Origin of the sequence: Pseudoxanthomonas sp. SE1 (assembly GCF_029542205.1) — a bacterium.
Classification (GTDB): domain Bacteria; phylum Pseudomonadota; class Gammaproteobacteria; order Xanthomonadales; family Xanthomonadaceae; genus Pseudoxanthomonas_A.
Genome location: NZ_CP113783.1, coordinates 3093133 through 3118740, shown reverse-complemented (window position 1 = coordinate 3118740; position 25608 = coordinate 3093133). Strand labels below are relative to the sequence as shown.

The window sequence follows — 25608 nt, the reverse complement described above, 5'->3', positions numbered from 1 at the left end:
AATGGCAGAAGAACGTCAGCCGCGGGGTCGTGATCGCGACCGCAACCGCGAAGAGAAAGTCGACGACGGCATGATCGAGAAGCTGGTCGCGGTCAATCGCGTCAGCAAGACCGTCAAGGGCGGTCGCCAGTTCACCTTCACCGCACTGACGGTGGTGGGCGACGGAAACGGCAAGATCGGTTTCGGTTACGGCAAGGCGCGCGAAGTGCCGGTCGCCATCCAGAAGTCGATGGAATATGCCCGCAAGGGCATGCTGAACGTCGACCTGAACAACGGCACCCTGTGGCACCCGGTCAAGGCCGGCCATGGTGCGGCGCGCGTGTTCATGCAGCCGGCTTCGGAAGGTACGGGCGTGATCGCCGGCGGCGCCATGCGCGCCGTGCTGGAAGCGGTCGGCGTGAAGAACGTGCTGGCCAAGGCCGTCGGTTCGCGCAACCCGATCAACCTGGTCCGCGCCACGCTGAAGGGACTGAGCGACATGCAGTCGCCGACCCGCATTGCGGCCAAGCGTGGCAAGAAGGTGGAGGAACTCCTCAATGGCTAACGAGTCCAACAAGACCGTCAAGGTGCGCCTGGTGCGTGGCCTGCGTGGTTCCCGGGCCGTGCACCGCTTGTCGGTGAAGGCGCTGGGCCTGAACAAGTTGAACGATGTGCGTGAACTGAAGGACAGCCCGCAGGTACGCGGCCTGATCAACAAGGTTCACTACCTCGTCAAGGTCGAGGAGTAATTCAGATGCGTCTCAACACATTGAAGCCCGCAGACGGCGCCCGCACCGAGCGCACCCGCGTTGGTCGCGGCATCGGCTCCGGCCTGGGCAAGACGGCCGGTCGCGGTCACAAGGGTTCTTTCGCGCGTTCGGGCAAGGGCAAGATCAAGGCCAAGTTCGAAGGCGGCCAGATGCCGTTGATCAAGCGTCTGCCGAAGGTCGGCTTCCGCTCCAAGCTGAAGCTGGACTGCGCCGAGGTGCTGTCGTACCAGTTGGAGAAGCTGGAAGCCGGTGAGATCGACTTCGCCGCGCTGCGTGCCGCCAAGCTGGTGCCCAGCACCGCCAAGCGCGCCAAGATCGTCAAGAAGGGCGAACTGACCAAGAAGTTCGTGCTGAAGGGCGTGGCCGCCACGGCCGGTGCCAAGGCCGCCATCGAGGCTGCCGGCGGCAGCGTGCAGGAGTAACGGACGCATGGCGCAGGGTAATGCCGCCGGTGCGCTGGCAGGCGCGGGCAAGTTCACCGAACTCCGCCAGCGCCTGCTGTTCGTGCTGGGCGCGCTGATCGTCTACCGGATCGGCTGTTTCATCCCGGTCCCGGGCGTCAATCCCGATGCCATGCTTGCGATGATGCAGGCGCAGGGCGGCGGCATCGTGGACATGTTCAACATGTTCTCGGGCGGCGCCCTGCATCGTTTCAGCATCTTCGCGCTGAACGTCATGCCCTACATTTCGGCATCGATCGTGATGCAGCTGGGCGTGCACATCTTCCCGAGCCTCAAGGCGCTGCAGAAGGAAGGCGAGTCCGGTCGCCGCAAGATCACCCAGTACTCGCGCATCGGTGCCGTGCTGCTGGCCATCGTGCAGGGTGGCAGCATCGCCACCGCGCTGCAGAACCAGGTCGCGCCGGGCGGCATGCCGGTGGTGTACGCGCCGGGCATGGGCTTCGTGCTGACCGCCGTGGTCGCGCTGACCGCCGGCACCATCTTCCTGATGTGGATCGGCGAGCAGGTGACCGAGCGCGGTATCGGAAACGGCGTCTCGCTGATCATCTTCGCGGGCATCGTGGCCGGCCTGCCGGGCGCGGTCATCCAGACCGTGGGCGCTTTCCGCGACGGCACGCTGAGCTTCATTTCGCTGCTGGTCATTGCCGTGGTGGTGCTGGGCTTCACGTTCCTGGTGGTCTTCGTGGAACGCGGGCAGCGCAGGATCACGGTGAACTACGCGCGCCGCCAGGGCGGCCGCAACGCGTACATGAACCAGACCTCGTTCCTGCCGCTCAAGCTCAATATGGCCGGCGTGATCCCGCCGATCTTCGCCTCGAGCATCCTGGCGTTCCCGGCCACGCTGGCGATGTGGTCCGGCCAGAATAGTGGCGCGACCACATGGCTGCAGCGCATTTCCAATGCGCTGGCTCCGGGTGAACCGCTGCACATGATCGTGTTTGCGGCGATGATCATCGGTTTCGCGTTCTTCTACACGGCGCTGGTGTTCAACTCGCAGGAAACCGCCGAGAACCTGAAGAAGTCGGGCGCGCTGATCCCGGGCATCCGTCCCGGCAAGGCGACGGCCGACTACGTCGATGGCGTGCTGACGCGGCTGACGGCGATCGGTTCGATGTACCTGGTCGCGGTCTGCCTGCTGCCGGAAGTGATGCGGACGCAGCTGGGCACCTCGTTCTACTTCGGTGGCACCTCGCTGCTGATCGTGGTGGTGGTGGTGATGGACTTCATTGCGCAGATCCAGGCGCACCTGATGTCGCACCAGTACGAGAGCCTGCTGAAGAAGGCCAATCTGAAAGGTGGCTCGCGGGGCGGTCTTGCCCCGCGCGGCTGAGGTATAATCGCGGGCTTCCCGCACCAGTCCGGCCCTCATGGCCGGCTGACTTAGATGGGCGGCCCCCGCAGCGATCCGGTGCGGGGGTGCGAGCCAGCCAGTCCCTGCGCCAGAGTAGCGCGGGCGGAGCAGGGCAGGGGGAAACCCGTGCCCCGCACCAGGCAGGTTCCGGCGCCGGAGCATGGGCACACTCCCCATGCCGGTCCGTGGTCGGCTCAGCCGGCACGGGCTTCCCGTAAACACCGGATCTTGTTACAATTTCCAGTTCACTCCGCCTGTCTGCGCAAATCCCGCAAGGGATGACCGTACACGGGCCAATACTCACAGTTGGAGAACCGCGTCATGGCGCGTATTGCAGGTGTCAACCTGCCTGCCCAGAAGCATGTCTGGGTCGGTTTGCAAAGCATTTTCGGCATTGGCCGTACCCGTTCCAAGAAGGTCTGCGAAGCCGCCGGCGTCGCCTCGACCACCAAGATCCGCGACCTGTCGGAGCCGGAAGTCGAGCGCCTGCGCGCCGAAGTCGGCAAGTACGTGGTCGAGGGCGACCTGCGCCGTGAAGTCGGCATCGCGATCAAGCGCCTGATGGACCTGGGTTGCTATCGCGGTCTGCGCCATCGCCGCGGCCTGCCGCTGCGTGGCCAGCGCACCCGCACCAATGCCCGTACCCGCAAGGGTCCGCGCAAAGCCATCAAGAAGTAAGGGGCGACCATCATGGCCAAGCCAGCTGCTGCCAAAGTCAAGAAGAAGATCAAGCGCGTCATCACCGACGGCGTCGCCCACGTCCACGCTTCTTTCAACAACACCATCGTCACCATCACCGACCGCCAGGGCAATGCGCTCTCGTGGGCGACGTCGGGTGGTGCCGGTTTCCGCGGTTCCCGCAAGTCCACGCCGTTCGCGGCGCAGGTCGCTGCCGAAAAGGCCGGCCGTGCAGCTCTGGACTACGGCGTGAAGTCGCTGGAAGTCCGCATCAAGGGCCCGGGTCCGGGTCGTGAGTCGGCCGTGCGTTCGTTGAACAACGTGGGCTACAAGATCACCAACATCATCGACGTGACGCCTATCCCGCACAACGGGTGCCGTCCGCCGAAAAAGCGTCGCGTCTAAAGGGGGCGATAAGAAATGGCTCGTTATATCGGTCCTACCTGTAAGCTCGCGCGCCGTGAAGGCGCCGACCTGTCGCTCAAGAGCCCGGCCCGTGCGCTGGACTCCAAGTGCAAGCTGGAGCAGAAGCCCGGCCAGCACGGCGCGACCGCCCGCAAGGGCAAGCTGTCCGACTACGCCACCCAGCTGCGCGAGAAGCAGAAGGTCAAGCGTATCTACGGTCTGCTGGAGCGTCAGTTCCGCAACTACTACAAGAAGGCCTCGACCAAGAAGGGCAACACCGGCGAGAACCTGCTGCAGTTGCTCGAGACCCGTCTCGACAATGTCATCTACCGCATGGGCTTCGCCGTGACCCGTCCGGCCGCTCGCCAGCTGGTCTCGCACCGTGGCGTGCTGGTCAACGGCAAGCCGGTCAACCTGCCTTCGTACCAGGTCAAGGCCGGCGACGCGATCGCGCTGTCGGAGAAGGCCCAGAAGCAGCTCCGCGTGCAGGAGTCGCTGACGGTCGCCGAGCAGCTCGACCTGAACCCCTCGTGGGTCGAAGTCGATGCGAAGAAGTTCAGCGGCGTGTTCAAGGCGGTTCCAGCGCGTTCGGACCTGCCCGCCGACATCAACGAAGCGCTGATCGTCGAGTTGTACTCGAAGTAATTCATTCACGCACCCCCGGGCGACCGGGGGACCGCAGGAGACAAAGCAACATGACGGGTATTACTCAGCAAGTGCTGCGCCCCCGCGGCCCGCAGATCGAGCGCCTGAGCGGCAATCGCGCGAAAGTGGTCATCGAGCCGCTGGAGCGTGGTTACGGTCATACGCTCGGCAATGCGTTGCGCCGCGTGCTGCTGTCGTCGATTCCCGGCTTCGCGATCACCGAAGTCGAGATCGATGGCGTGCTGCACGAATACAGCACCATCGAAGGCATGCAGGAAGACGTGCTGGAAGTGCTGTTGAACCTGAAGGATGTGGCCATCCGCATCCACAGCGGCGACTCGTCCACGCTCAGCCTGGCCAAGCAGGGCCCGGGCGTGGTCACCGCCGGCGACATCAAGACCGACCACAACGTCGAGATCCTCAATCCGGAACTGGTCATCTGCAACCTGACCAAGGACACGGCGCTGAACATGCGCCTGAAGATCGAGCGTGGTTTCGGTTACCAGCCGGCCGCCGCGCGCCGTCGTCCGGATGAAGAAACCCGTGCGATCGGTCGCCTGGTGCTGGACGCCTCGTTCTCGCCGGTCCGTCGCGTCGCGTACGCGGTGGAAGCCGCGCGCGTCGAGCAGCGCACCGACCTGGACAAGCTGGTCCTGGACATCGAAACCAACGGCACGATCGATGCCGAGGAAGCCGTGCGCACCGCCGCCGACATCCTCAGCGACCAGCTGTCGGTGTTCGGCGACTTCACGCACCGCGACCGCGGCGCGCCGAAGCAGGCGGCCAGCGGCGTGGACCCGGTGCTGCTGCGCCCGATCGACGATCTGGAGCTGACGGTGCGTTCGGCCAACTGCCTGAAGGCCGAGAGCATCTACTACATCGGCGACCTGATCCAGAAGACGGAAGTCGAACTGCTCAAGACCCCGAACCTCGGCAAGAAGTCGCTGACCGAGATCAAGGAAGTCTTGGCGCAGCGCGGCCTGTCCCTGGGCATGAAGCTGGAGAACTGGCCGCCGGCCGGTGTCGCCCAGCACGGCATGCTCGGCTGATGATGCGATACGGAACTCCCGCGTTCGCGCGGGAGTTCCGCTGTTTCAAATGCAATACCAACGCCGACGGACCTGAAGGTCCGCGGCTATCCGGTCAAGGACGGCCGGTTCGGACCATCCGCAGTCCACGGCACCAACGCCACGATGGCGACAGCGAAATCCAACGTCCCACTCTTCATCAGGAATCCAACCCATGCGCCACCAGAAAGCCGGTCGCAAGTTCAACCGCACCAGCGCCCATCGCGAAGCGATGTTCCGCAACATGGCCGCCTCGCTCATCAAGCACGGTCTGATCAAGACCACCCTGCCGAAGGCCAAGGAACTGCGCCGCGTCGCGGAACCGCTCATCACCCTCGGCAAGATCGATGGCGTCGCCAACCGCCGCCTTGCCTTCTCGCGCCTGCGCGACAAGGAAGCCGTCGGCACCCTGTTCACCACCCTCGGCCCGCGCTACCAGTCGCGTCCGGGTGGCTACCTGCGCATCCTGAAGTGCGGCTTCCGCGCTGGCGACAATGCGCCGATGGCATACGTCGAGCTGGTCGACCGTCCGGAAGCGGCGGCTGAGTAAGCTTCCCGTCCTGCAGGACACCAGAAACCCCGGCCCGCGCCGGGGTTTTTGTTTTCGAGGCGCCGTTTCGCGCCTGGCCCGGATGCGCCAGGGTGTCGCAGGGTGACGTGCAGGGCGGCAGGCATGGATAATGCGGGCACGACCTCACGTCATGGGTGCCGATGAATCCTCTCCGCTGGAGTTTCCGCGCGCAGTGCTTCCTGGGTTTCGCGATCTGTGCGGGGCTGCTCGGCTATGCCCTGTACGTGCAGTTCGTCCATCAATTGGAACCTTGCCCGTTCTGTATCTTCCAGCGGCTCGCCTTTGCGGCGACCGGCGTACTGTTCCTGCTGGGGGCGCTGCATGGTCCCCGCCGTCCGACGGGACGTCGTGTCTACGGGCTCCTGGCTTTCCTTGGTGCTGCCACCGGCATCGGGATCGCGGGCAAACACGTGTGGGTGCAGCTCTATCCACCGCTGATGCCGAGTTGCGGCCCCGGATGGGACTACATGATCGAGAACAACACCTGGCTCGGTGTCGTACAGAAAGTGCTCTCCGCCAAGGGCGACTGCAGCACCATCGACTGGAGCTTCCTCGGGCTCACAATGCCGATGTGGAGCCTGGTGTGGTTCGTCCTGCTCGCGGTCTGGGCGCTGTGGATCGGCTTCCGCCCCCGGAAAACCTCGACCTTTCGTTGAATTGACGCGGCGCACCATTCTGTCACCATGGTGGGCCGCAAGGAGCCCGCCATGAATCCCACCGACCGCAATCTTCGTGCCGTTCAGTTGCCCGCCCAGTGGGCGCCGGACAGCTGGCGCGCGCGGCCGGCCGTGCAGCTGCCGACCTATCCCGATGCCGGCGCCCTGGAAGCCGCGGTCGGCGAATTGAAGCAGCTGCCGCCGCTGGTGACGTCATGGGAGATCTTCTCGCTGAAGAAGCAGCTGGCCGAAGCGCAGGAAGGCAAGCGCTTCCTGCTGCAGGGCGGCGACTGCGCGGAGAGCTTCAGCGACTGCGAATCCGGCCTGATCTCCAACCGGCTGAAGGTCCTGCTGCAGATGAGCCTGGTACTGGTGCATGGCTTGCGCCTGCCGGTGGTACGCGTGGGCCGCTTTGCGGGCCAGTACGCCAAGCCGCGTTCGGCCGACATGGAAACGCGCGATGGCGTCACGCTGCCCAGCTACCGCGGAGACCTGGTGAACGCGCCGGAGTTCACTGCGGAAGCGCGGTTGCCGGATCCGCGCAGGATGATCAAGGCGCATGCGCGCTCGGCGATGACGATGAACTTCGTGCGCGCGCTCATCGATGGTGGCTTCGCCGACCTGCATCATCCGGAGTACTGGAATCTCAACTGGGTGGGCTACTCGCCGCTGGCGAACGAATACCAGCACATGGTCACCTCGATCGGTGATGCGGTGAAGTTCATGGAGACGCTGTCCGGCGCGGAAGTGCACAACCTCAACCGCATCGATTTCTACACCTCGCACGAGGCATTGCTGCTTCCGTACGAAGAAGCGTTGACGCGCGAGGTGCCGCGCCAGTGGGGCTGGTTCAATCTCAGTACGCACTATCCCTGGATCGGGATGCGGACGGCGGCGGTGGATGGCGCGCACGTGGAATACCTGCGCGGCGTGCGCAATCCGATCGCGATCAAGGTCGGTCCGTCGGTCACGTCCGACCAGTTGCTGCGCCTGATCGACGTACTGAACCCGGAAGACGAAGCGGGCCGCCTGACCTTCATCCATCGCATGGGCGCTGCGCAGATCGCGGACAAGCTGCCGCCGCTGCTGGATGCCGTCCGTCGTGACGGACGCCGCGTGCTGTGGGTGTGCGATCCGATGCACGGCAATACCGAAAGCACCAGCAACGGATTCAAGACGCGTCGCTTCGACAACGTGCGTGGCGAGGTGGAACAGTCGTTCGACCTGCATGCGGCGGCCGGTACGCGCCTGGGCGGCGTGCATCTGGAACTGACCGGTGAGGACGTCACCGAATGCACCGGGGGGGCGCGGGAACTCACGGACGTGGATCTGGAGCGCGCCTATCGTTCCACTGTCGATCCGCGCCTGAATTACGAGCAGTCGCTGGAGATCGCCATGTGCATCGTGCGCAAGCAGAACCAGGTGGCGGCGCCAGCGGTACGGTAGGCCCCGCTTCCGTTGCCCGCCATCACGACCAGTGTGCGTGGATGGCGGGGGCCACCTGCGGGATGTGCCATGTCTTGCCGCGCGCGTACAAGCGTGCGAATTCCGCCGCGGGCACCGGCTTGCTGAAGTAGTTGCCCTGCAGTTCATCGCAACCGTTGGCTGCCAGCCATGCGGCTTGTTCCGGCGTTTCAACACCCTCGGCGATCGTGCGGCACTGCAGTTGCGCGGCCAGGCTGATGATGGCGCGCGTGATCGCGGCCTGGTTGGGTTCCGCCACGTCGCGGACGAACGACTGATCGATCTTCAGTACATTGAAACCGTAGTTGCCCAGGTAGCTCAGACTCGAGAAGCCGGTGCCGAAGTCGTCGATGGCAATGCGCACGCCCAGCGCCTTCAGCGCGCGCAGGGTGCGGTCCGTCCGCTGCACATCGCGCATCAGCGTGGTTTCGGTGACTTCCAGTTCGAGGAATTCCGCAGCCAGACCGCTATCCGTCAGTGCGTCGACCACGGTATCGACGAGGTCATCGGTATCGAAATTGGCGGCGGCGATGTTGACCGACACGCGGATGGGCGGTAGCCCGGATTGCTGCCAGATACGGTTCTGCCGACATGCGGCGCGGATGGCCCATTGGTCGATGTCGACGATCAGGTTGGTCTCTTCGGCGATCGGCAGGAATTCGCCGGGCATCATGAGCCGGTCGCCGCGCTGCCAGCGCGCGAGTCCTTCCACGCCCACGATGCGGCCGCTGATGCGGTCGATCTGTGGTTGGTAGTGCAGGGAAAGATCGCCATTGCGCAGGCTGCGGCGCAGGCTGTTTTCCAGTTCGATGCGCGCATCCACGCTGGACGCCAGCTCGCGCGTATAGAAGCGGGTGGCGTTGCGGCCGTTGCGCTTGGCCAGATACATGGCCGCATCGGCGCGCATCATCAGGGTGCCGGCGTCGTAGCCATCTTCCGGGAACAGGCTGATGCCGATACTGAAGGCCTGGTGCAGTTCGTGCGAGGCCACGGTGTAGGGCGTGCCGCCGAGTGCGAGCAGACGGTCGGCGACCTGCAGCACGTTGTCCCTGGCCGCGACGTTGGGCAGCAGCACCACGAACTCGTCGCCACCGGTGCGATACACCGTGCCGAGGTTGCCGATGTTGCGCTGGATGCGACGGGCAACCTGCTGCAGCAGTTCATCGCCCGTGTGATGCCCGAGTGCGTCGTTGACGTGCTTGAAGAGGTCCAGGTCGAGGAACAGCACGGCAATGCCGTTGCCGTGGTTGGTCGCATGCGTGATCGCCTGGTTCAGTCGTTCGTTGAGCTGCAGTCGGTTCGGCAGGCCGGTCAGCGCATCATGGTGGGCGAGGTAGGTCATGCGCGAACTCCACGCACGGGATTCGGTGATGTCGCGCAATACCATGACGGTGCCTACCAGCCGCTCGTCGCGGTCGCGGATGGCGGACAGCGAGCGTTCGACCAGCATGCGGCTGCCGTCCTGGCGCAGCACCTGCAGGTCGCCGGGCTGGCCCGGCGGGTGCGGTCCTTCATCGGGCGCATCCTGCGTCTCCACCAGCGCCAACGGAGCGATGCGTTCCAGTGGCTGGCCCAACGCCTGTTCCAGGCTCCATGCGCAGAGGGATTCTGCCGCTGGATTCATGTAGGTCACCCGGTTCTCGACATCGACCGTGATGACGGCCTCGCTGATGGCGGTCAGCGTCACCTCGGCCAACTCGTTTGCGTTGTGCAGCGCATGCTCGAGCCGCGCCTTCTCGGTGATGTCGATGGCCATGACGAAGAAGCCGCACACCCTGCCGGTCTCGTCGATGTCCGGCGTGTAGAAGCTGTGCATGCTGCGCGTGCCATCGACGGTGGCGAAACTGCTTTCGAACTCGCCATCGCGCCCGGCCAGCGCGGCATCGATCTGTGGCATCCGTCGCAGGTACGCATCCTCACCGAAGAGATCCCGCATGTGCACGCCGGCCTGTGGCGGCATCCGCCAGCGGACCTGTTCGGCAAACGCACGGTTGCGGAAGACGAGGCGATGCTGCGTATCGAACTGCGCGATCAGCGCTGGCAGGCGATCGGTGACGCGTTTCAGGTGATCGCGCGCCATCGCCAGCTCGCGATGCGCCTGGCGCTGCTCGCTGACGTCATTGCCCATCAGGTACCAGCCGACGATCTTCGAGCCGGGCTCGACGTCGGGTACCAGGTACAGGTGCACCGGGCGCGGGGGTTGTCCCAGGTCCGCGTCCCACGCGATCCAGTGGTCTGGCGTGCAGCTCTGCATGGCGCGCGTGAGCGACGCGAGGAATTCGGGATCGGTCGCGTGCACGTCTTCCACGTACCGTTCGCTCCACCCTTCCTGCGTGCCCGACCAGGCGCGGCATGCGCGATTGGCGAAGCCGTAGCGGCCGTCGCCGCCGATGTAGGCGATCAGTGCAGGCAGGTGGTCGGCGACCGCGTCCAGCAGCGCCCGGCTGCGGCGCTCGGTGCGCGCGAGATTGTGCAGCAGCAGGAAGAGCAGCAGGCCCAGGCCTATCCCGCACAGGGTCAGCAGCAGGATGGATGCCTGCCCGGGCAGCGCCTCGTGCAGCGGCGGCGAATGCAGGACCAGGCGCCATTCGTTGCCCAGCAGATGGAGATCACGCTGGGCGGTGAAGGCAGGTTGCCACGCCTCACCGTAGCGCTCCCTCATCGCGCGCGTCTGGAAGATCGGTTCGTCGCCATGGTCCAGTGCAAGGAGTTGCAGATCGAACTCGTCCCCGTCGGTTCGACCGACGGCGTCCTCCATGACCCGCTGCCAGCCGAAGCCGGCGGTGGCGAAGCCGCGCAGCAGCGTGCGGCGCGCCTCCACGCCACTGCGTGCGGCGACAGAATCCGCATAGACCGGCGCATACAGCAGGAAGCCGGGCAGTCCGGTGTTGCCTTTGGAGGCGTCGCCCAGTGCAACCAGCGGGGCAGCCGCCAGTTCGCCGGTGTCGCGGGCGGATTCGATGGCGCCACGGCGCACGGGTTCCGCCATCACGTCCTTGCCCAACAGGGGACGCATGCCCGGCGTATCCGGATACAGCAGGTCGATGACGACGTATTCGCTGCGATCGCCGGCGGGGTGGATCGCAAACGCGTCCCCATAGCGCGCGCGCTGACCGGCGACGTAGGCCTCGCGTTCTTCCATCCGCACGTGGCGTGCGAAGCCGAGTCCATGCACGCCCGACTGCCGCGTGGGCACCTGCAGCTTCTCGACAAAGGCATAGAAGCTGTCCTGCTCGATGTCCTGCCGCCCCTCCAGCACGGCGGCCGCCGCGCGCACGGTGTCTTCGTAGGCGTTCATGTGGGTGGATACGGCGGTGGCGACAGCGTCTGCCCGCGCATCGAACCGGGCGTGCGCATGGTCGCGTGCCTGCTGCCACGCCGTCGTCCCGGACCACAGCGAGAGCAGGCAGGCGATGACAAGCACGCCCCATGCCAGCGAATTCAGGTTGCGCTGCCGCCTGCGGGCCGTGGATCCCGATCCACTGAACGCCCGCAGCTCCGATACCCGGTCCGCGCCTGACTCCACGCGTCAATCCCCGCCTGCTGGTTGATGGCTATGACGCCACGAACCCGGAGCGCCTGCAAGCACTCTTGCGTCGGGAATGGCTCACACTTGCAGCATGCGCCTCAGCGACGTGTCGCGCGGGGCGGCAGCGAGGGCCAGTATTCCGGTGGCTTGCGGGCCCGCGTGCGCTGCTCGTAGTCGTACCCCAGGGCAATCAGGCGCGCTTCGCTCCACGCCGGGCCCATGAATACGATCCCCAGCGGCAAGCCGTCGCTGTGGCCCATGGGAATGGTGAGGCTGGGATAGCCCGCCACTGCGGCAGCCCCGTAGCCGGCACCCGGGAAATGATCGCCGGCCTTGTGGTCGGTCAACCATGCGGGCCCGGTGGTGGGCGCCACCAGGATATCCAGTTGCTGCGCCTTGAGCGCGGCGTCGATGCCTTCCGGTCCCGCCAGCCGCCGTGCGCGACTGCGGGCGGCAATGTAGGCGGCTTCGCCAAGCCCGCCCTTGGCGTTGGCCCGTTCGAACAGGTCCTGGCCGAAATAGGGCATCTCGGACAACCGGTATTGCTCGTTGTAGCCGATCAGTTGGGTCAGCGTGGTCAACGGCGCGTTGCGTTCGGCGAGGTAGCGCTCCGCGCCGTGCTTGAACTCGTAGAGCATCAGTTCCAGTTCGTCCGCGTTCCACTGCCCGTCGGTGGGAATCTCCGCATCGACCACGGTAGCGCCGGCTTCGCGCATCACCTCGATGGCGCTTTCCAGCGCCGCTGCGGCATCGGGATGGATCGCGGCCTTGCTGCGCAGCACGCCGATGCGCGCCCCCTTGAGCGCGCCAGGTGTGAGGCGTGCGCTGTAATCCAGTGTGGTGTTCCAGGTGGCCTGCATCGTGGCGGCGTCTTCCGGATCCCGGCCTGCAAGCGCGGCCAACAGGAGGGCGGCGTCCGCAACGCTGCGGGCGATGGGGCCGGCGGTGTCCTGACTGTGCGAGATCGGCAGGATGCCCTGCCGACTGACCAGGCCGACCGTCGGTTTCAGGCCCACGACGCCATTGATCGCTGCCGGGCAGAGAATGCTGCCATCGGTTTCGGTGCCCACGCTGACCGCCGCCAGGTTGGCCGATACCGCCACCGCGCTGCCCGAGCTCGAGCCGCATGGATTGCGGTCCAAGGCGTAGGGGTTGCGGGTCTGGCCGCCGCGCCCGCTCCAGCCCGACGTGGAATGCATCGAGCGGAAGTTGGCCCATTCGCTCAGGTTGGCCTTGCCGAGGATGACGGCGCCCGCTTCGCGCAGGCGGCGGACCAGGAAGGCATCTTCGCCCGGGCGGAAATCCTTCAATGCCAGCGAGCCAGCGGAGGTGGCCATCGGCACTGCATCGATGTTGTCCTTCAGCAGCACGGGGATGCCGTGCAGCGGTCCGCGCACCGCATTCGCGCGGCGCTCCACATCGCGCAGGGCGGCTTCCTTCAACGCGTCGGAGTTGAGTTCGATCACGGCGTTCAACTGCGGCCCCGCCTTGTCGATGGCGGCGATGCGGTCCAGGTAGGCCTGGGTCAGGCGGCGGCTGTCCAGTTCGCCGGACTGCATGCGTGCTTGCAGGTCGGCGATATCCAGTTCGGCATAGATGAAATCGGTGGGCGCGGTCGGTGCCGCTGCATCCGGTGTCGTCGCCGGCTGGCAGGCTGCCAGGGCGAGCATCAGGCCAAGCGGCAGCAGGGATCGGCGCATGCGGACACCTTCACGGAGTTGCCGCAGGCTACGCAGGCGCTGGCCCGCGCGTCAAATCCGCTTGCGGCGCCGGATATCGCGCCAGAGCACCCACACGATCACCAGGTTGACGATCAGCAGCGCCCAGGTGTGCCAGCCGGGGTGGTGGTAGAGCGCGTAAACGTCCAGCGGGAGGTAGGCGGCCGAGCCGATGCAGCCCAGCCACGAGGCCCAGGCGCGGGCCCGCCACAGGCCCCAGGCTTCCAGCAGCCGCATGCCGGCGTACACGGCGATGATCAGCACGGCCACGTGGACCGACTCGGGATTGATGCGCTCCATCCACTGGCTCACCACGCCGGGGCCGGCGTCGGGGATGAAACGGCTGACGATCGCCTGCACGCTGTCGCGCAGACGATCCGGGCCGACCGCCAGCAGGCCGCCGGCGAAGGCCAGGGCCAGCACGCCCTTGGCGCCCTCGAACAGGGCGATGGCATGCAGGCCGGGATGCGCCTTGGGGTCCGGGTTGTACGCGGGCGTCTCCAAGGCGCGGTGCGACGATCAGGCGGCGCGCGAGGCGCGCTTGCGGTCGCTTTCGGTCAGGAACTTCTTGCGCAGGCGGATTTCCTTCGGCGTGATCTCGACCAGTTCGTCGTCGTCGATGAAGTCCAGGGCCTGCTCCAGCGAGAACTTGATCGCCGGCGTCAGCTGGATGGCGTCATCCTTGCCCGAGGCGCGCATGTTGGTCAGCGGCTTGGTCTTGATCGCGTTGACGGTCAGGTCGTTGTCCTTGGAATGGATGCCGATCAGCTGGCCTTCGTACACGTTGTCGCCTTCGGCGGCGAACAGCTTGCCGCGCTCCTGCAGCGGGCCGAGCGAGTAGGCCGGCGTGGCGCCCGGCGCGTTGGCGATCATCACGCCGTTGAGGCGCTTGGCGATGGCGCCCTGTTCCTTCGGACCGTAGTGGTCGAACACGTGGAACAGCAGGCCCGAGCCCTGCGTCAGCGTCTTGAACTCGTTCTGGAAACCGATCAGGCCACGCGCCGGAATCTGGTAGTCCAGGCGCACGCGGCCCTTGCCGTCCGGTTCCATGTTCTTCAGCTGGCCCTTGCGCACGCCCAGCTTCTCCATCACGCCGCCCTGGTGGGTTTCCTCCACGTCGACGACGAGCTGCTCGATCGGCTCCATCAGCTGGCCGTCGATCTCCTTGATGATCACTTCCGGACGCGACACGGCCAGTTCATAGCCCTCGCGGCGCATGTTCTCGATCAGCACCGACAGGTGCAGCTCGCCACGGCCGGAGACCAGGAACTTGTCCGCGTCTTCCAACTGCTCGACCTTCAGCGCCACGTTGTGCACGGTCTCGCGCTCCAGGCGCTCCTTCAGCTGGCGGCTGGTCAGGAACTTGCCGCCCGACAGGTCCTTGTGGCCGGCGAACGGCGAGTTGTTGACCTGGAACGTCATGCTGATGGTCGGCTCGTCGACGGTCAGCGCCGGCAGTGCTTCCGGGGTGTCCAGCGCGCAGACGGTGTCGGAGATGGTCAGGTCCTGGATGCCCGAGATGGCGACGATGTCACCGGCCTCGGCGCTGTCCTGCTCGATGCGCTCCAGGCCCAGGAAACCCAGCACCTGCAGCACCTTGCCCTGGCGCTTCTTGCCTTCGCGGTCGATGACCGCGACGGGCATGTTCTTCTTCAGCGTGCCGCGCTGGATGCGGCCGATGCCGATCACGCCGACGAAGTTGTTGTAGTCCAGCTGGCTGATGCGCATCTGGAAGGCACCATCCGGATCCACTTCCGGCTTCGGCGCGTGCTTCATGATGGCTTCGTACAGCGGGGTCATGTCGCCGCCGCGGACGGTGTCTTCCAGGCCGGCGTAGCCGTTCAGCGCCGAGGCGTAGACGATCGGGAAGTCCATCTGCTCCGGCGTGGCGCCCAGGCGGTCGAACAGGTCCCACACCTGCTCCACGACCCACTCGGGACGCGAGCCGGGGCGGTCGACCTTGTTGATCACCACGATGGGCTTGAAGCCCATCGCGAAGGCTTTCTGGGTGACGAAGCGGGTCTGCGGCATCGGGCCGTCCATCGCGTCGACCAGGATCAGCACGGTGTCCACCATCGACAGCACGCGCTCGACCTCGCCGCCGAAGTCGGCGTGGCCAGGGGTGTCGACGATGTTGATGCGGTTGCCATTCCAGGTGATGGCGGTGTTCTTGGCCAGGATCGTGATGCCACGTTCCTTTTCCTGGTCATTGCTGTCCATCACGCGCTCGGCCAGCACGGTGCGCTCGGAGAGGGTGCCGGACTGCTTCAGCAGCTGGTCGACGAGGGTGGTCTTGCCGTGGTCGACGTGAGCGACGATCGCGATATTGCGGAGGTTTTGGATGGACATGCCGAAGGGGCGCGAACGTGCGCGCTCAGAGTGGGGAAAGGAAGCGGCGTATTATAGCGGGCTGCGTTGCGCTAAGCACCTGATTTATCGAAAAACGCCAGAATGAACGCCGCCGCCGGGGCCTGCCCTTGAATTCCCCGTCCGGCGCCGTGATCTGGCAACAGGGCCGGACCTGCCTGGCAGGTCCGGCCTGACCCATCGCAGCCCCGGTCGTCGCTGACCGGGGCGGCGGGCCAGCCCCGTCCCCGTTCCGCGACTGCCGCAGGGCAGGCGGAAGGACGCGGGCCACCTCCCGCAGCTTCTTTATTTCACCCCTGGAGAACCGTTCCATGAGTCAGCTGACCGCCACCTTCGACACCTCGCGCGGCCCGATCACGATCGAGCTGTACCCCGACAAGGCCCCGCTGACGGTGGCCAACTTCGTCAACCTGGCCAAGCGCGGCTTCTACGACGGCCTGAATTTCCACCGCGTGATCCCCGACTTCATGATCCAGGGCGGCTGCCCCGAAGGTTCCGGCCGCGGCGGCCCGGGCTACCGTTTCGAGGACGAGACCACCAACGGCGTGCGCCATGAGCGCGGCGTGCTGTCGATGGCCAATGCCGGTCCGAGCACCAACGGCAGCCAGTTCTTCATCACCCACGTGCCCACCCCGTGGCTGGACGGCAAGCACACCGTGTTCGGCAAGGTCACCGAGGGCCTGGACGTGGTCGATGCGGTGAAGCAGGGTGACCTGATCAGCAAGGTCACCATCGCCGGCGACGCCGATGCCGTGCTGGCCGCCAAGGCCGACCGCGTGGCGGAGTGGAACCGCGTCCTGTCCGCGTGATGCAATGGAGGGCCGGTCACTGACCGGCCCTTCTTCTTTACGGAGCAGCACCATGAAGGATCGCCATCCGCGCCCGTTACGCGTGCTGCTGCTGTTCGCCGCCGTGCTGGTGCTGGCGGCCTGTCGCCAGAATGCCGACACCGATCCGGTCGCCGCAGCGCCGGACGTCGAGCAGCCGTCGGCCGAACGTTTCCAGCAGAGCCTCGAGGGTCTCTGGAGCACCGAAGAGAATGAAGGCGATGACGCGGAAACGCTCTACGCATTCGAATGGCAGGCCGAAGGCGGTCTGCGCGTCGTGCGAGACGGCACCTGGCTGGACGGCAAGGTCGAGGATGTCGATCTGGACAACGGCACGCTGGCCCTGCACGTGACCTCGGACACGGGTCCCAGCGAGACCGTCACGGTGCGCAAGGTCCCGGATCCGGAGACGCCGGATGCCTTCAGTCTGCGCATCACCTGGGGAGGTGGCCAGACCGAGGCGCTGGGCTTCGTGCGGCGCTTGACCCGGCGGGATCGCGAGGGGGTGGCGGAGGCGATCAGTGCCGCGGCCCAGCGGGGTGACGGAAGCGCGGCCTGCGACACCGATGCGCCCGCCGGCAGCGTACGCGCGGCTCTGGTCTGCGGGCACGAGGAGTTCGGCGTCCTGGATGCCGGCATGCGCAAGCAGCTCAAGGAACTGGCGGACCGCTACCCCGATGGCGACCGCACGGTCGAGGCGGCGACCCGGCAGCTGGATGCCTGCGAGACGCCCGCCTGCCTGCGCGCGGCCTATGCGCAGTGGCAGGCCTACTTCGACGAGAACTACGATCTGGGCGACGTCTTGGACTACCAGTGATGGCGCCCTGCTGACCTGCCCGATGTAGACCATGGGCTAGTCGGTCGCGTCGGGGTGGCGTGATACCATTTTGCGCCGCAAAAAGACGGCGGCGACGCTCCCTGACCTTTCCACGCGAGGTTGTGCAATGCCCCTGCTTGCCCGGCGCATCGGTCGCGCCAAGCCAAGTGCGATCATGGCGGTGGCCGAGAAGGCCAAGAAGCTCAAGGCCGAAGGCCGCGACATCATCAGCTTCTCGATCGGCGTTCCCAATTTCCTGCCCGGCGACCATGTCTACCAGGCCGCACGCGATGCCTTGGCGAAGGACTCCGGCCAGTACGGCAGCAACCGCGGCACCGACGCGCTGCTGGATGCCTTCCTGCAGCACATCGAGGCGCTGGGCCTGACCGGCTACACGCGCGCCAACGTATCCACCGGCATCGGCGCCAAGCACATCCTGTACAACCTGGCCGAGTCGCTGCTGGACGAAGGCGACACCATCGTCTATCCGTCGCCGTACTGGACCACGTATGCCGACATCGCCGACATCGTCAACGCCAAGGCCGTGCCGCTGCCGTGCCCGGCCAGCCAGGACTACAAGCTGATGCCCGCGCAACTGGACGAAGCACTGGCGACGCACACGCCCAAGGTGTTCCTGTTCAACAACCCGTCCAACCCGACGGGCATGGTCTACACGCGCGAGGAAGTCGCCGCGCTGGCCGACGTGCTGGTGAAGTATCCGGACACCTGGATCATCACCGACGACATCTACAACCGCATGCTGTTCGACGGCCTGGCGTACACCAATTTCGTGCAGGCGCGGCCCGAGTTGCGCGACCGCACGGTGTTCGTCGATTCGCTGTCGAAGACGTACGGCATGCCGGGCTGGCGCGTCGGTTTCATGGCCGGGCCGGAGGTGGTCGCCAAGGCGCTGACCACGATGAACTCCAACCACATCACCAACGTGCCGGAAGTCGTCACTGCAGCGGCCATCGCCGCGCTGACCGGACCGCAGGACGTGCCCACGCAGAAGAACGCTGAATTCCAGGCCAAGCGCGACCAGGTGCTCGCCGCGATGAATGCGATTCCCGGCGTCGTCTGCCCGCGTCCGCAGGGCGCGTTCTACGTGTTCCCCGACATCAGCTGCGCGTTCGGCAAGTCGCACAATGGCGTGAAGATCGAGAACGACATCGATCTCTGCAATGCGCTGCTCGACGCCAAGGGCGTGGCCTGCGTGCCGGGTTCGGCCTTCGGCGAGCCGCGCGCGCTGCGCATCAGCTATACCTGTCCGACGCCGCAGCTGGCACCGGGGCTGCAACGCTTCCAGGAATTTTTCGCCGAACTGAAGTAACCGTCGCGTGGGCCTTGGCCCACCTTTTCCCCACGCGGCGGGCCTGGGCCCGCCCTACGTAACCCCGAGGATCCGCATCATGAAAACCCCCGTCCGTGTTGCCGTCACCGGCGCTGCTGGCCAGATCGGCTACGCGCTGCTGTTCCGCATCGCTTCCGGTGAAATGCTGGGCAAGGACCAGCCGGTCATCCTGCAGCTGCTCGAACTGCCGCTGGAGAAGGCCCAGGCCGCGCTGAAGGGCGTGATCATGGAGCTGGAAGACTGCGCGTTCCCGCTGCTGGCCGGCGTCGTCGGCACCGACGATCCGGAAGTCGCGTTCAAGGACGTCGACGTGGCCCTGCTGGTCGGTGCGCGTCCGCGCGGCCCGGGCATGGAGCGCAAGGATCTCCTCCTTGAAAATGCCAAGATCTTCACCGCCCAGGGCGCCGCGCTGAACAAGGTCGCCAGCCGCAACGTGAAGGTGCTGGTGGTCGGCAACCCGGCCAACACCAACGCCTACATCGCGATGAAGTCCGCGCCGGACCTGCCGGCGAAGAACTTCACCGCCATGCTGCGCCTGGACCACAACCGCGCGCTGTCGCAGCTGGCCAACAAGGCCGGCGTCGCGGTCGGCGACATCGACAAGCTGGTCGTGTGGGGCAACCACAGCCCGACCATGTACCCGGACTACCGCTTCGCCACGGTCAACGGCCAGTCGCTGAAGGACAAGATCAACGACGCCGACTGGAACGCGAACACCTTCATCCCGCAGGTCGGGAAGCGCGGTGCCGCGATCATCGAAGCGCGCGGCCTGTCGTCGGCGGCGTCGGCCGCCAACGCCGCCATCGACCATGTGCGCGACTGGGTGCTGGGCAGCAACGGCAAGTGGGTGACGATGGGCATCCCGTCCGACGGCAGCTACGGCATCCCGGAAGGCGTGATGTTCGGTTTCGCCGTCACCACCGAGAACGGCGAGTACACGATGGTGAAGGATCTGCCGGTCGACGCCTTCAGCCAGGCCGCCATCGACAAGACACTGGGCGAACTGGAAGAAGAGCGCAGCGGCGTTGCGCACCTGCTGGGCTGATCGTCCCGGCATGGTGTACAAGAAGCGCCGGGTATCCCGGCGCTTTTTTTGCTTTGCGTGGGGCGGCGACCGTAGACAGGGGTGTGCATGATCGTTCCGCAGTACTGGGCCGAAGGGCGGTTGCAGCATCGCGCGAAAGGCAGGCAGGTCACCGTGCGTCGCTTCGGCTGGTCGGACATCAGCCAGCAGGATGCCCAGGCACTCGCCGATGCCCGCACGCGTGAAGCGTTCGAGCGGGTGTTGGCAGGCGAACCGCTGCCGCGCCGTGAAGACAAGCGTCCTTACAACGGTGCGGTGGGCGTACCGATCCGCGAGGAGATCATCGCGCGCGAAGGCGACAGCGTGATCACACGCAATTCCTATGGCGCGCTTTGCCTCAACACGCCGAATGCGTTCTTCTTGGACATCGATTTCGACGATCCCGGGCCCGACGCGGCCCTGAAGCGCAAGGTCAGGATGCCGCTGCTGGCGCTGGCGGTGCTGGCCGGCGTGGTCGCCAAGTCGTGGATGGTCGGCATTGCGTCGGCCATCGTGGTGCTGGTGCTGGCCGCATGGATGATCCGCCGCTTCCATGCGGCGCGCATGCGTCGGGATGGCGGCCCCGAAGCGTGGGCGAATGCTCGCATCGAAGCCTTCATCACAGCCCATCCCGACTGGTGCCTGCGCCAGTACCGCACGCCTGCAGGGTTCCGCCTGCTTGTCATGCATCGCCTCTTCGATCCGGCCGATCCGGAGGTCGAAGCCTGCTTCAACGCGCTGAAGACCGATCCACTGTACGCCCTGATGTGCGTGCGCCAGCATTGTTTCCGTGCACGTGTCACTCCGAAGCCATGGCGCATCGGCATCGCCAGGCACCTGAGGCCGCGGCCGGGCACATGGCCCATCAAGCCCGAGCGCATGGCGGAACGCCGGCAATGGGTGGCGGACTACGAGCGGCGTTCGGCTGGATTTGCTGCATGCGGGTACGTACGCACGCTTGGCGAGGGCCGCGTCGATCCCCGCGTGGACGCCGTGCGCGAGTTGCACGACCGCCTGTGCCGTGCCGACAGTGGGCTCCCGCTGGCCTGATTCCCGCGGTCTCCATGTGCGGGTGCGACGGAATGTCCCATGCGACCAAGGTAGGAAGGTTGCGGCGGTGGCGCAGGTCTATGCTGATCCCGGCGGCAGCATCTGGGAGCATCGCATGGCATACGAAGACGTCTACCGGCGCTCGATCGAGCAGCCCGAGGCCTTCTGGGGCGAGGAGGCGAAGGCCATCCATTGGCACGTGCCGCCGCGGCAGATCCTCGACTATTCCAATCCCCCTTTCCGGCGCTGGTTCGTCGGCGGGCAGACCAACCTCTGCTACAACGCGGTGGATCGCCACCTCGCCGAACGCGGCGACCAGCTGGCGCTGGTGGCGGTGTCCACCGAAACCGATGTCACCCGCGAGCTGACCTATCGCGAACTGCATCGCGAAGTGAATGCGTTCGCCGCCGTGCTGAAGCGGCTCGACGTCGGGCGCGGCGACCGCGTAGTCATCTACATGCCCAACATGGCCGAGGCCGTGTTCGCGATGCTGGCGTGTGCGCGCATCGGTGCGGTGCACTCGGTGGTGTTCGGCGGTTTCGCCGCGCACAACCTGGCGCTGCGCATCGACGACGCGCAACCGAAGCTGTTGATCGCCGCCGACGCCGGCAGTCGCGGTGGCAAGGTCATTCCGTACAAGGCGCTGGTCGATGAAGCCTGCACGAAGGCGGCCACGCCGCCGGCCAAGGTGTTGATCGTCTCGCGCGGGCTGGATGCCGCCGAGCCGAAAGTGGTGGGCCGCGATGAAGACTACGCCACGCTGCGCGCCGAGGTTGGCGATGTCGACGTGCCCGTCGAATGGCTGGAATCGAACGAGCCCAGCTACCTGCTCTACACCTCCGGCACCACCGGCAAGCCCAAGGGCGTGCAGCGCGATGTCGGCGGCTATGCCGTGGCTATGGCGCTGTCGATGCGCACCGTGTTCGACGTGGGACCGGGGCAGGTGATGTTCTCGACCTCCGATGTCGGCTGGGCCGTCGGGCATTCCTACAACGTGTACGGTCCGCTGATCGTCGGTGCGACGTCGGTGCTGTACGAAGGCCTGCCGACCGCCCCGGACGCCGGCATCTGGTGGGCGCTGTGCGAACAGTACGGCGTGCGCACCATGTTCTCGTCGCCGACGGCAGTGCGCGTGCTGAAGAAGCACGATATCGACTTCATCAAGCGCCACGACCTGTCCGAACTGAAGTACCTGTTCCTTGCGGGCGAACCGCTGGACGAACCGACTGCACACTGGATTACCGACGCGATCGGCAAGCCGGTGATCGACAACTACTGGCAGACCGAGACCGGTTGGCCGGCGCTGACACTGCTGCCGGGCCTGGACATGAAGCCGGTGCGATTCGGTTCGCCCGGGTTCCCGAACCTCGGCTACAAGATGAAGGTGATCGACGAAAGCACCGGTGACGAAGTCGGCCCTGGTCAGAAAGGCGTGCTGGTGATGCAGCCGCCGCTGCCGCCGGGTTGCATGACGACCATCTGGAACGACGACGCCCGTTTCCTGTCCAGCTACTTCAGCCATTTCAAGGAACTGCTGTACAGCTCGCTGGACTGGGCGATCCGTGACGAGGACGGCTACACCTTCATCCTGGGCCGCACCGACGATGTCATCAACGTGGCCGGGCACCGCCTGGGTACGCGCGAGATCGAGGAATCCGTGTCAGGGTTCCCCGCGGTGGCGGAAGCGGCCGTCATCGGCGTGGCCGATGAACTGAAAGGACAGGTGCCTGTGGTGTTCGCCACATTGCGGCAGGCGACCGACGAGCCGCACGAGCGGGTGCAGGCCGCCGATGGCATGCGGCGCACGGTCGAGCAGAGCCTGGGGGCGGTCGCGCGGCCGGCGCGGGTCTACATCGTCAATGCCCTGCCGAAGACGCGCTCCGGCAAGCTGCTGCGGCGCTCGTTGCAGGCGCTGGCGCAGGGCGCCGATCCCGGCGATCTTTCCACGCTGGATGATCCGAACGCGCTGGAAGAAGTGAAACGCGCGCTGCTGCGCGGACCCGACGTGGGCAGCTGATCCGTCAGTGCGCCGGTGAAGGCGTCCCGGGATCCACGCTGCCGTCCAGCGTCCACACCACGTCGCGGCCCTGCGGATCGCGGCTCAATACGAACCGTGCGCTGGCGCCGGGCGTGAGCGGCAGCGGCGAGCGGGGTTCGTCGTTGTCGCCCTCGTCGTTCGCTTCGATCACCGTGCGCTCGCCCTCGCGCCCCGGCAGCGGCACGATGAACAGTCCGCGCGCATCGATGCTGCGACGCGCCTTCCTCGTACCCAGGTCGCCCACGTCGGCGACGGCGCCGTCTGTTTCGGCCAGCGGGTTGCGGAAATTCACCAGCACGTCGGCGCGCGTCGGCGGTTGGCCCGGCAGGGACAGCGTGCCGCCGCGGACCAGCAGGTCAGGCCATACGTCGCCGTTCTCCGGCAACTCGCGGTACAGCGCGTGCGGCACCCCGGCGTGGCTGCCGGTGGCGATGCTGTCCAGCGCGGCCACCAGGCCGAGGAAATAGAGCTTGCGCAGGCGCTGCTTCTGCACATCGCCCTCGATGCCGCCGGCTTCGATCAGCACGGTGCTGGCGCCCCACTGCGTGGTGAGGTCGCCGAACGCGCGCGGGTCGAAGGTTTCGTCCCAGCGCGCGATGTGGCCGGCCAGGTAGGGTTCCAGTGCGGTGCGGATGACGCCGGCCACTTCGATGGCGCGCGTACGCACGTCGTTCACGTCGGCGGCATGGTTGTACGGCGGCGACAGCAGCGCGATGGCGGTGCCGCGGTCGGAATCGCCGGCGCGGTAACCCACGCGCTGGTCGTGCAGGTTGAAACCGTAGGTCGGCTCCACCTGGTCGAACAGGGCCTTCAAGGTGCGCGCCTCGGGGGTCGCCAGCCTCCGTGCATCGCGGTTGAGGTCGATGCCCTGCACGTTGCGGCGCTGGAATCGCGCGGCACCGTCCGGGTTGACGATGGGAAAGAAGTGCAGCGTGGTGTTCGCCCGCAGCGCCTGCACGCGCGGATCGTCGGGATGTTCGCCGAGGAAGCGGAACAGGTCCGCCAATGCCATCGATGCCGTGCTCTCGTCGCCATGCATCTGCGACCACAGCAGGACCGACGTCTTGCCCGTGCCCCAGCGCACATGGCGCAGCGGACGGTCCTCCACGCTGCGGCCGATTTCTTCGACGCGGAACCCACGCTTGCGCTCCAGCAATGGCGTGGCGACCGACCACCAGTGCTCCGCGCTGAACGTGCGGTCGTCCAGGCCCGCCGCACGCAGGCCGGCGTCGTAAAGAGCGTCAATGTCGGACAACCACGCGGGCGGCGACGGTATCGGCGTCGACGCGGGCGCGACGGCGGGCGCGTTGGCGTTGTCGGTGTTCCGGGCGATGGTGGTGGGAGTCATCATCGTCAGCAGCAGGCACAGGACCAGGGCAGGGCGCATTGCAGCAGCGGGAAGCGAATGGGCCCGCGCAGGGTCACCATATGCGTCGACGATGTCAAACGCATGCCGGTGCGCGAGGGGAGTGCATCACGTTGATGTCGCCGGTGGGGTAATGCCGGTGTAGCGCGCGCGCGGGCGGATCAGGCGGCCCTGCGCCTGCTGTTCCAGCGCGTGCGCCAGCCAGCCCGCCAGGCGTCCTGCGGCGAACATCACCAGCGCCGGTGTTGCCGGCAGCCGGTTGAGATGGCAGATCGCGGCGAGCATGAAATCGATGTTCGGCCGCAGGCCGCTGATCTCCTCGGTGGCGACGATCAGCGTTTCCAGTGCGGCCATCTCGCGCGTGCCTGCATGTCGGTCGCGTGCGCGCGCCAGCAGTTCCGCGCCGCGTGGATCACCCTGCGGGTACAGCGCGTGGCCGAAGCCGGGCAGGTCGTCGCCGCGCTGCCAGCGTTGCGCGATGAAGCCACGCGGAGACTTGGCCTGCTGCGCATCGGCGATGAGGGCGTAGGCGCGTGTCGTCGCGCCGCCGTGGCGCGGCCCGGACAGCGCCGCCAGGCCGCTGCAGGCCGTGGCATGCAGGTGCGCGCCGGTGGAGGCCACCACGCGCGCGGCGAAGGCGGACACGTTGAGTTCGTGGTCGGCGCACACCACCAGCGCAGCGCGCACCAGTTCGGCGAATCCATCGTCGCCCGGACGCCAGGCGCCCGCGAGCACACGGTGCACCGGCGCATCGGACGGCGGCTGCGCGACCAGCAGCGCCGCGCTGTGGCGCAACAGTCCGGCCGCGATCTCGTGGCGCACGCGCGGGGCGGAACTGAAGGAGTGGCGCACGTCCAGCGCCAGCAGCGGTATGGCGGCCATCGCCCGCTCCAGCGGCGGCAACGAGGCATCGGTGGCGAGCGGCGCGACCACCGGCGGCCACTGCGTCGATGACGGAGTGGCAAAGGGGTCGTCCTCGCCGCCGTCCCACAATTGCCGTGCCACGTCTTCCAGTGTGGCGCCTTCCCGCACCATCGCGATCGCCGAGCGGCCACGGTAGTAGGGGCCGTCGGCCCTGATCAGCGAGATGCGCGTTTCCAGCACCGGCAGGCCACGGTCCAGGCTCTGCGCCGCGCCACGGGCCGCGCCGCGGCCCACCTGCTTGCGCTGCGCCAGCCGCTCCACGTCCTGCAGGAGGTATAGGCGGCTGCGATGATCCTTGCCGGGGCGCGATTCCAGCAAGCCCCGGCTGACGTAGGCGTACAGCGTGGCCTGGCTGATGCCGAGCAGGCGGCAGGTCTCGCGGGCGGTCAGCAGGTCGGTGGCGGAAGCCATGCGGAAATATTGATTTATTCGATCAAGATTGATCAACCTTGTGGATGGTGCCAGATTTGCGTCCCGAAGAGGGGCGTACCCTTCACGCACCTCCGGCCCC

At 66.5% G+C, this 25608-nt stretch carries 23 protein-coding genes; 17 read left to right on the top strand and 6 right to left on the bottom strand.

Annotated features, from left to right (window positions below):
- Position 1 precedes the first annotated feature (1 nt).
- The 11 genes from rpsE to OY559_RS14645 all read left to right on the top strand — a co-directional run bounded on the left by rpsE (position 2) and on the right by OY559_RS14645 (position 8029).
- Positions 2-544 (top strand): 30S ribosomal protein S5, encoded by a 543-nt coding sequence (gene rpsE, locus OY559_RS14695; protein WP_055941300.1) that lies wholly within the window; start codon positions 2-4, stop codon positions 542-544.
- Positions 537-728, top strand: coding sequence for a 50S ribosomal protein L30 (gene rpmD, locus OY559_RS14690; RefSeq protein ID WP_142124590.1), 192 nt, complete (start codon positions 537-539; stop codon positions 726-728). Before rpsE ends, rpmD begins: the two co-directional genes overlap by 8 nt.
- Complete coding sequence (rplO, locus tag OY559_RS14685) at positions 728-1171, top strand: 50S ribosomal protein L15 (protein WP_185742067.1); 444 nt, start codon at positions 728-730, stop codon at positions 1169-1171. Before rpmD ends, rplO begins: the two co-directional genes overlap by 1 nt.
- A 7-nt stretch (positions 1172-1178) precedes the next feature.
- Positions 1179-2540, top strand: a complete 1362-nt coding sequence (gene secY, locus OY559_RS14680) for a preprotein translocase subunit SecY (RefSeq protein WP_277726983.1) — start codon at positions 1179-1181, stop codon at positions 2538-2540.
- A 342-nt stretch (positions 2541-2882) separates the two neighbouring features.
- Positions 2883-3239: a 30S ribosomal protein S13 gene (rpsM, locus tag OY559_RS14675; RefSeq protein ID WP_062352394.1), complete on the top strand. Its 357-nt coding sequence runs from the start codon at positions 2883-2885 to the stop codon at positions 3237-3239.
- Positions 3240-3251: 12 nt separating this feature from the next.
- Positions 3252-3644: a 30S ribosomal protein S11 gene (gene rpsK / locus OY559_RS14670; protein WP_055941307.1), complete on the top strand. Its 393-nt coding sequence runs from the start codon at positions 3252-3254 to the stop codon at positions 3642-3644.
- Between the two features lie 15 nt (positions 3645-3659).
- Positions 3660-4289, top strand: coding sequence for a 30S ribosomal protein S4 (rpsD, locus tag OY559_RS14665; protein WP_055941309.1), 630 nt, complete (start codon positions 3660-3662; stop codon positions 4287-4289).
- 50 nt (positions 4290-4339) lie between these two features.
- Positions 4340-5338 (top strand): DNA-directed RNA polymerase subunit alpha, encoded by a 999-nt coding sequence (rpoA, locus tag OY559_RS14660; RefSeq protein WP_142124588.1) that lies wholly within the window; start codon positions 4340-4342, stop codon positions 5336-5338.
- Positions 5339-5531: 193 nt separating this feature from the next.
- Entirely contained in the window at positions 5532-5906 is a 375-nt protein-coding gene (rplQ, locus tag OY559_RS14655; protein ID WP_142124587.1) for a 50S ribosomal protein L17, read from the top strand.
- 161 nt (positions 5907-6067) lie between these two features.
- Positions 6068-6583: a disulfide bond formation protein B gene (locus OY559_RS14650; protein ID WP_277726981.1), complete on the top strand. Its 516-nt coding sequence runs from the start codon at positions 6068-6070 to the stop codon at positions 6581-6583.
- A gap of 51 nt (positions 6584-6634) precedes the next feature.
- Positions 6635-8029 carry a class II 3-deoxy-7-phosphoheptulonate synthase gene (locus OY559_RS14645; protein WP_277726980.1) on the top strand — a complete coding sequence of 465 codons (1395 nt, stop codon included), beginning with the start codon at positions 6635-6637 and terminating at the stop codon, positions 8027-8029.
- Positions 8030-8051: 22 nt separating this feature from the next.
- Here OY559_RS14645 and OY559_RS14640 read toward each other — a convergent pair whose 3' ends face one another.
- From OY559_RS14640 to typA, 4 genes are all read right to left on the bottom strand, one after another.
- Positions 8052-11573 carry a bifunctional diguanylate cyclase/phosphodiesterase gene (locus OY559_RS14640; protein WP_277726979.1) on the bottom strand — a complete coding sequence of 1174 codons (3522 nt, stop codon included), beginning with the start codon at positions 11571-11573 and terminating at the stop codon, positions 8052-8054.
- A gap of 101 nt (positions 11574-11674) precedes the next feature.
- On the bottom strand, positions 11675-13276 hold the full coding sequence (locus OY559_RS14635) for an amidase (RefSeq protein ID WP_277726978.1): 1602 nt from the start codon (positions 13274-13276) through the stop codon (positions 11675-11677).
- 51 nt (positions 13277-13327) lie between these two features.
- A complete protein-coding gene (locus OY559_RS14630) occupies positions 13328-13798 on the bottom strand; it encodes a DUF2127 domain-containing protein (RefSeq protein ID WP_277726977.1) in 471 nt (156 codons plus the stop codon).
- 15 nt (positions 13799-13813) lie between these two features.
- On the bottom strand, positions 13814-15643 hold the full coding sequence (typA, locus tag OY559_RS14625) for a translational GTPase TypA (RefSeq protein ID WP_192201761.1): 1830 nt from the start codon (positions 15641-15643) through the stop codon (positions 13814-13816).
- A 329-nt stretch (positions 15644-15972) separates the two neighbouring features.
- Here typA and OY559_RS14620 point away from each other — a divergent pair, with 329 nt between their 5' ends.
- The 6 genes from OY559_RS14620 to prpE all read left to right on the top strand — a co-directional run bounded on the left by OY559_RS14620 (position 15973) and on the right by prpE (position 22786).
- Entirely contained in the window at positions 15973-16470 is a 498-nt protein-coding gene (locus OY559_RS14620) for a peptidylprolyl isomerase (protein WP_277726975.1), read from the top strand.
- Between the two features lie 52 nt (positions 16471-16522).
- Positions 16523-17305, top strand: coding sequence for a hypothetical protein (locus OY559_RS14615; RefSeq protein ID WP_277726974.1), 783 nt, complete (start codon positions 16523-16525; stop codon positions 17303-17305).
- A gap of 127 nt (positions 17306-17432) precedes the next feature.
- Positions 17433-18635, top strand: a complete 1203-nt coding sequence (locus OY559_RS14610) for a pyridoxal phosphate-dependent aminotransferase (protein ID WP_277726973.1) — start codon at positions 17433-17435, stop codon at positions 18633-18635.
- Between the two features lie 79 nt (positions 18636-18714).
- Positions 18715-19701 carry a malate dehydrogenase gene (locus tag OY559_RS14605; protein WP_277726972.1) on the top strand — a complete coding sequence of 329 codons (987 nt, stop codon included), beginning with the start codon at positions 18715-18717 and terminating at the stop codon, positions 19699-19701.
- 87 nt (positions 19702-19788) lie between these two features.
- A complete protein-coding gene (locus OY559_RS14600) occupies positions 19789-20769 on the top strand; it encodes a hypothetical protein (RefSeq protein WP_277726971.1) in 981 nt (326 codons plus the stop codon).
- A gap of 115 nt (positions 20770-20884) precedes the next feature.
- Positions 20885-22786, top strand: coding sequence for a propionate--CoA ligase (gene prpE / locus OY559_RS14595; protein WP_277726970.1), 1902 nt, complete (start codon positions 20885-20887; stop codon positions 22784-22786).
- A 4-nt stretch (positions 22787-22790) separates the two neighbouring features.
- Here prpE and OY559_RS14590 read toward each other — a convergent pair whose 3' ends face one another.
- Together OY559_RS14590 and OY559_RS14585 are read right to left on the bottom strand one after the other, a co-directional pair.
- The gene (locus tag OY559_RS14590; RefSeq protein WP_277726969.1) at positions 22791-24194 is read right to left on the bottom strand and encodes a M14 family zinc carboxypeptidase; all 1404 of its coding nucleotides are present in this window, start codon (positions 24192-24194) and stop codon (positions 22791-22793) included.
- Between the two features lie 87 nt (positions 24195-24281).
- On the bottom strand, positions 24282-25508 hold the full coding sequence (locus OY559_RS14585; RefSeq protein ID WP_277726968.1) for a citrate synthase family protein: 1227 nt from the start codon (positions 25506-25508) through the stop codon (positions 24282-24284).
- Positions 25509-25608 lie beyond the last annotated feature (100 nt).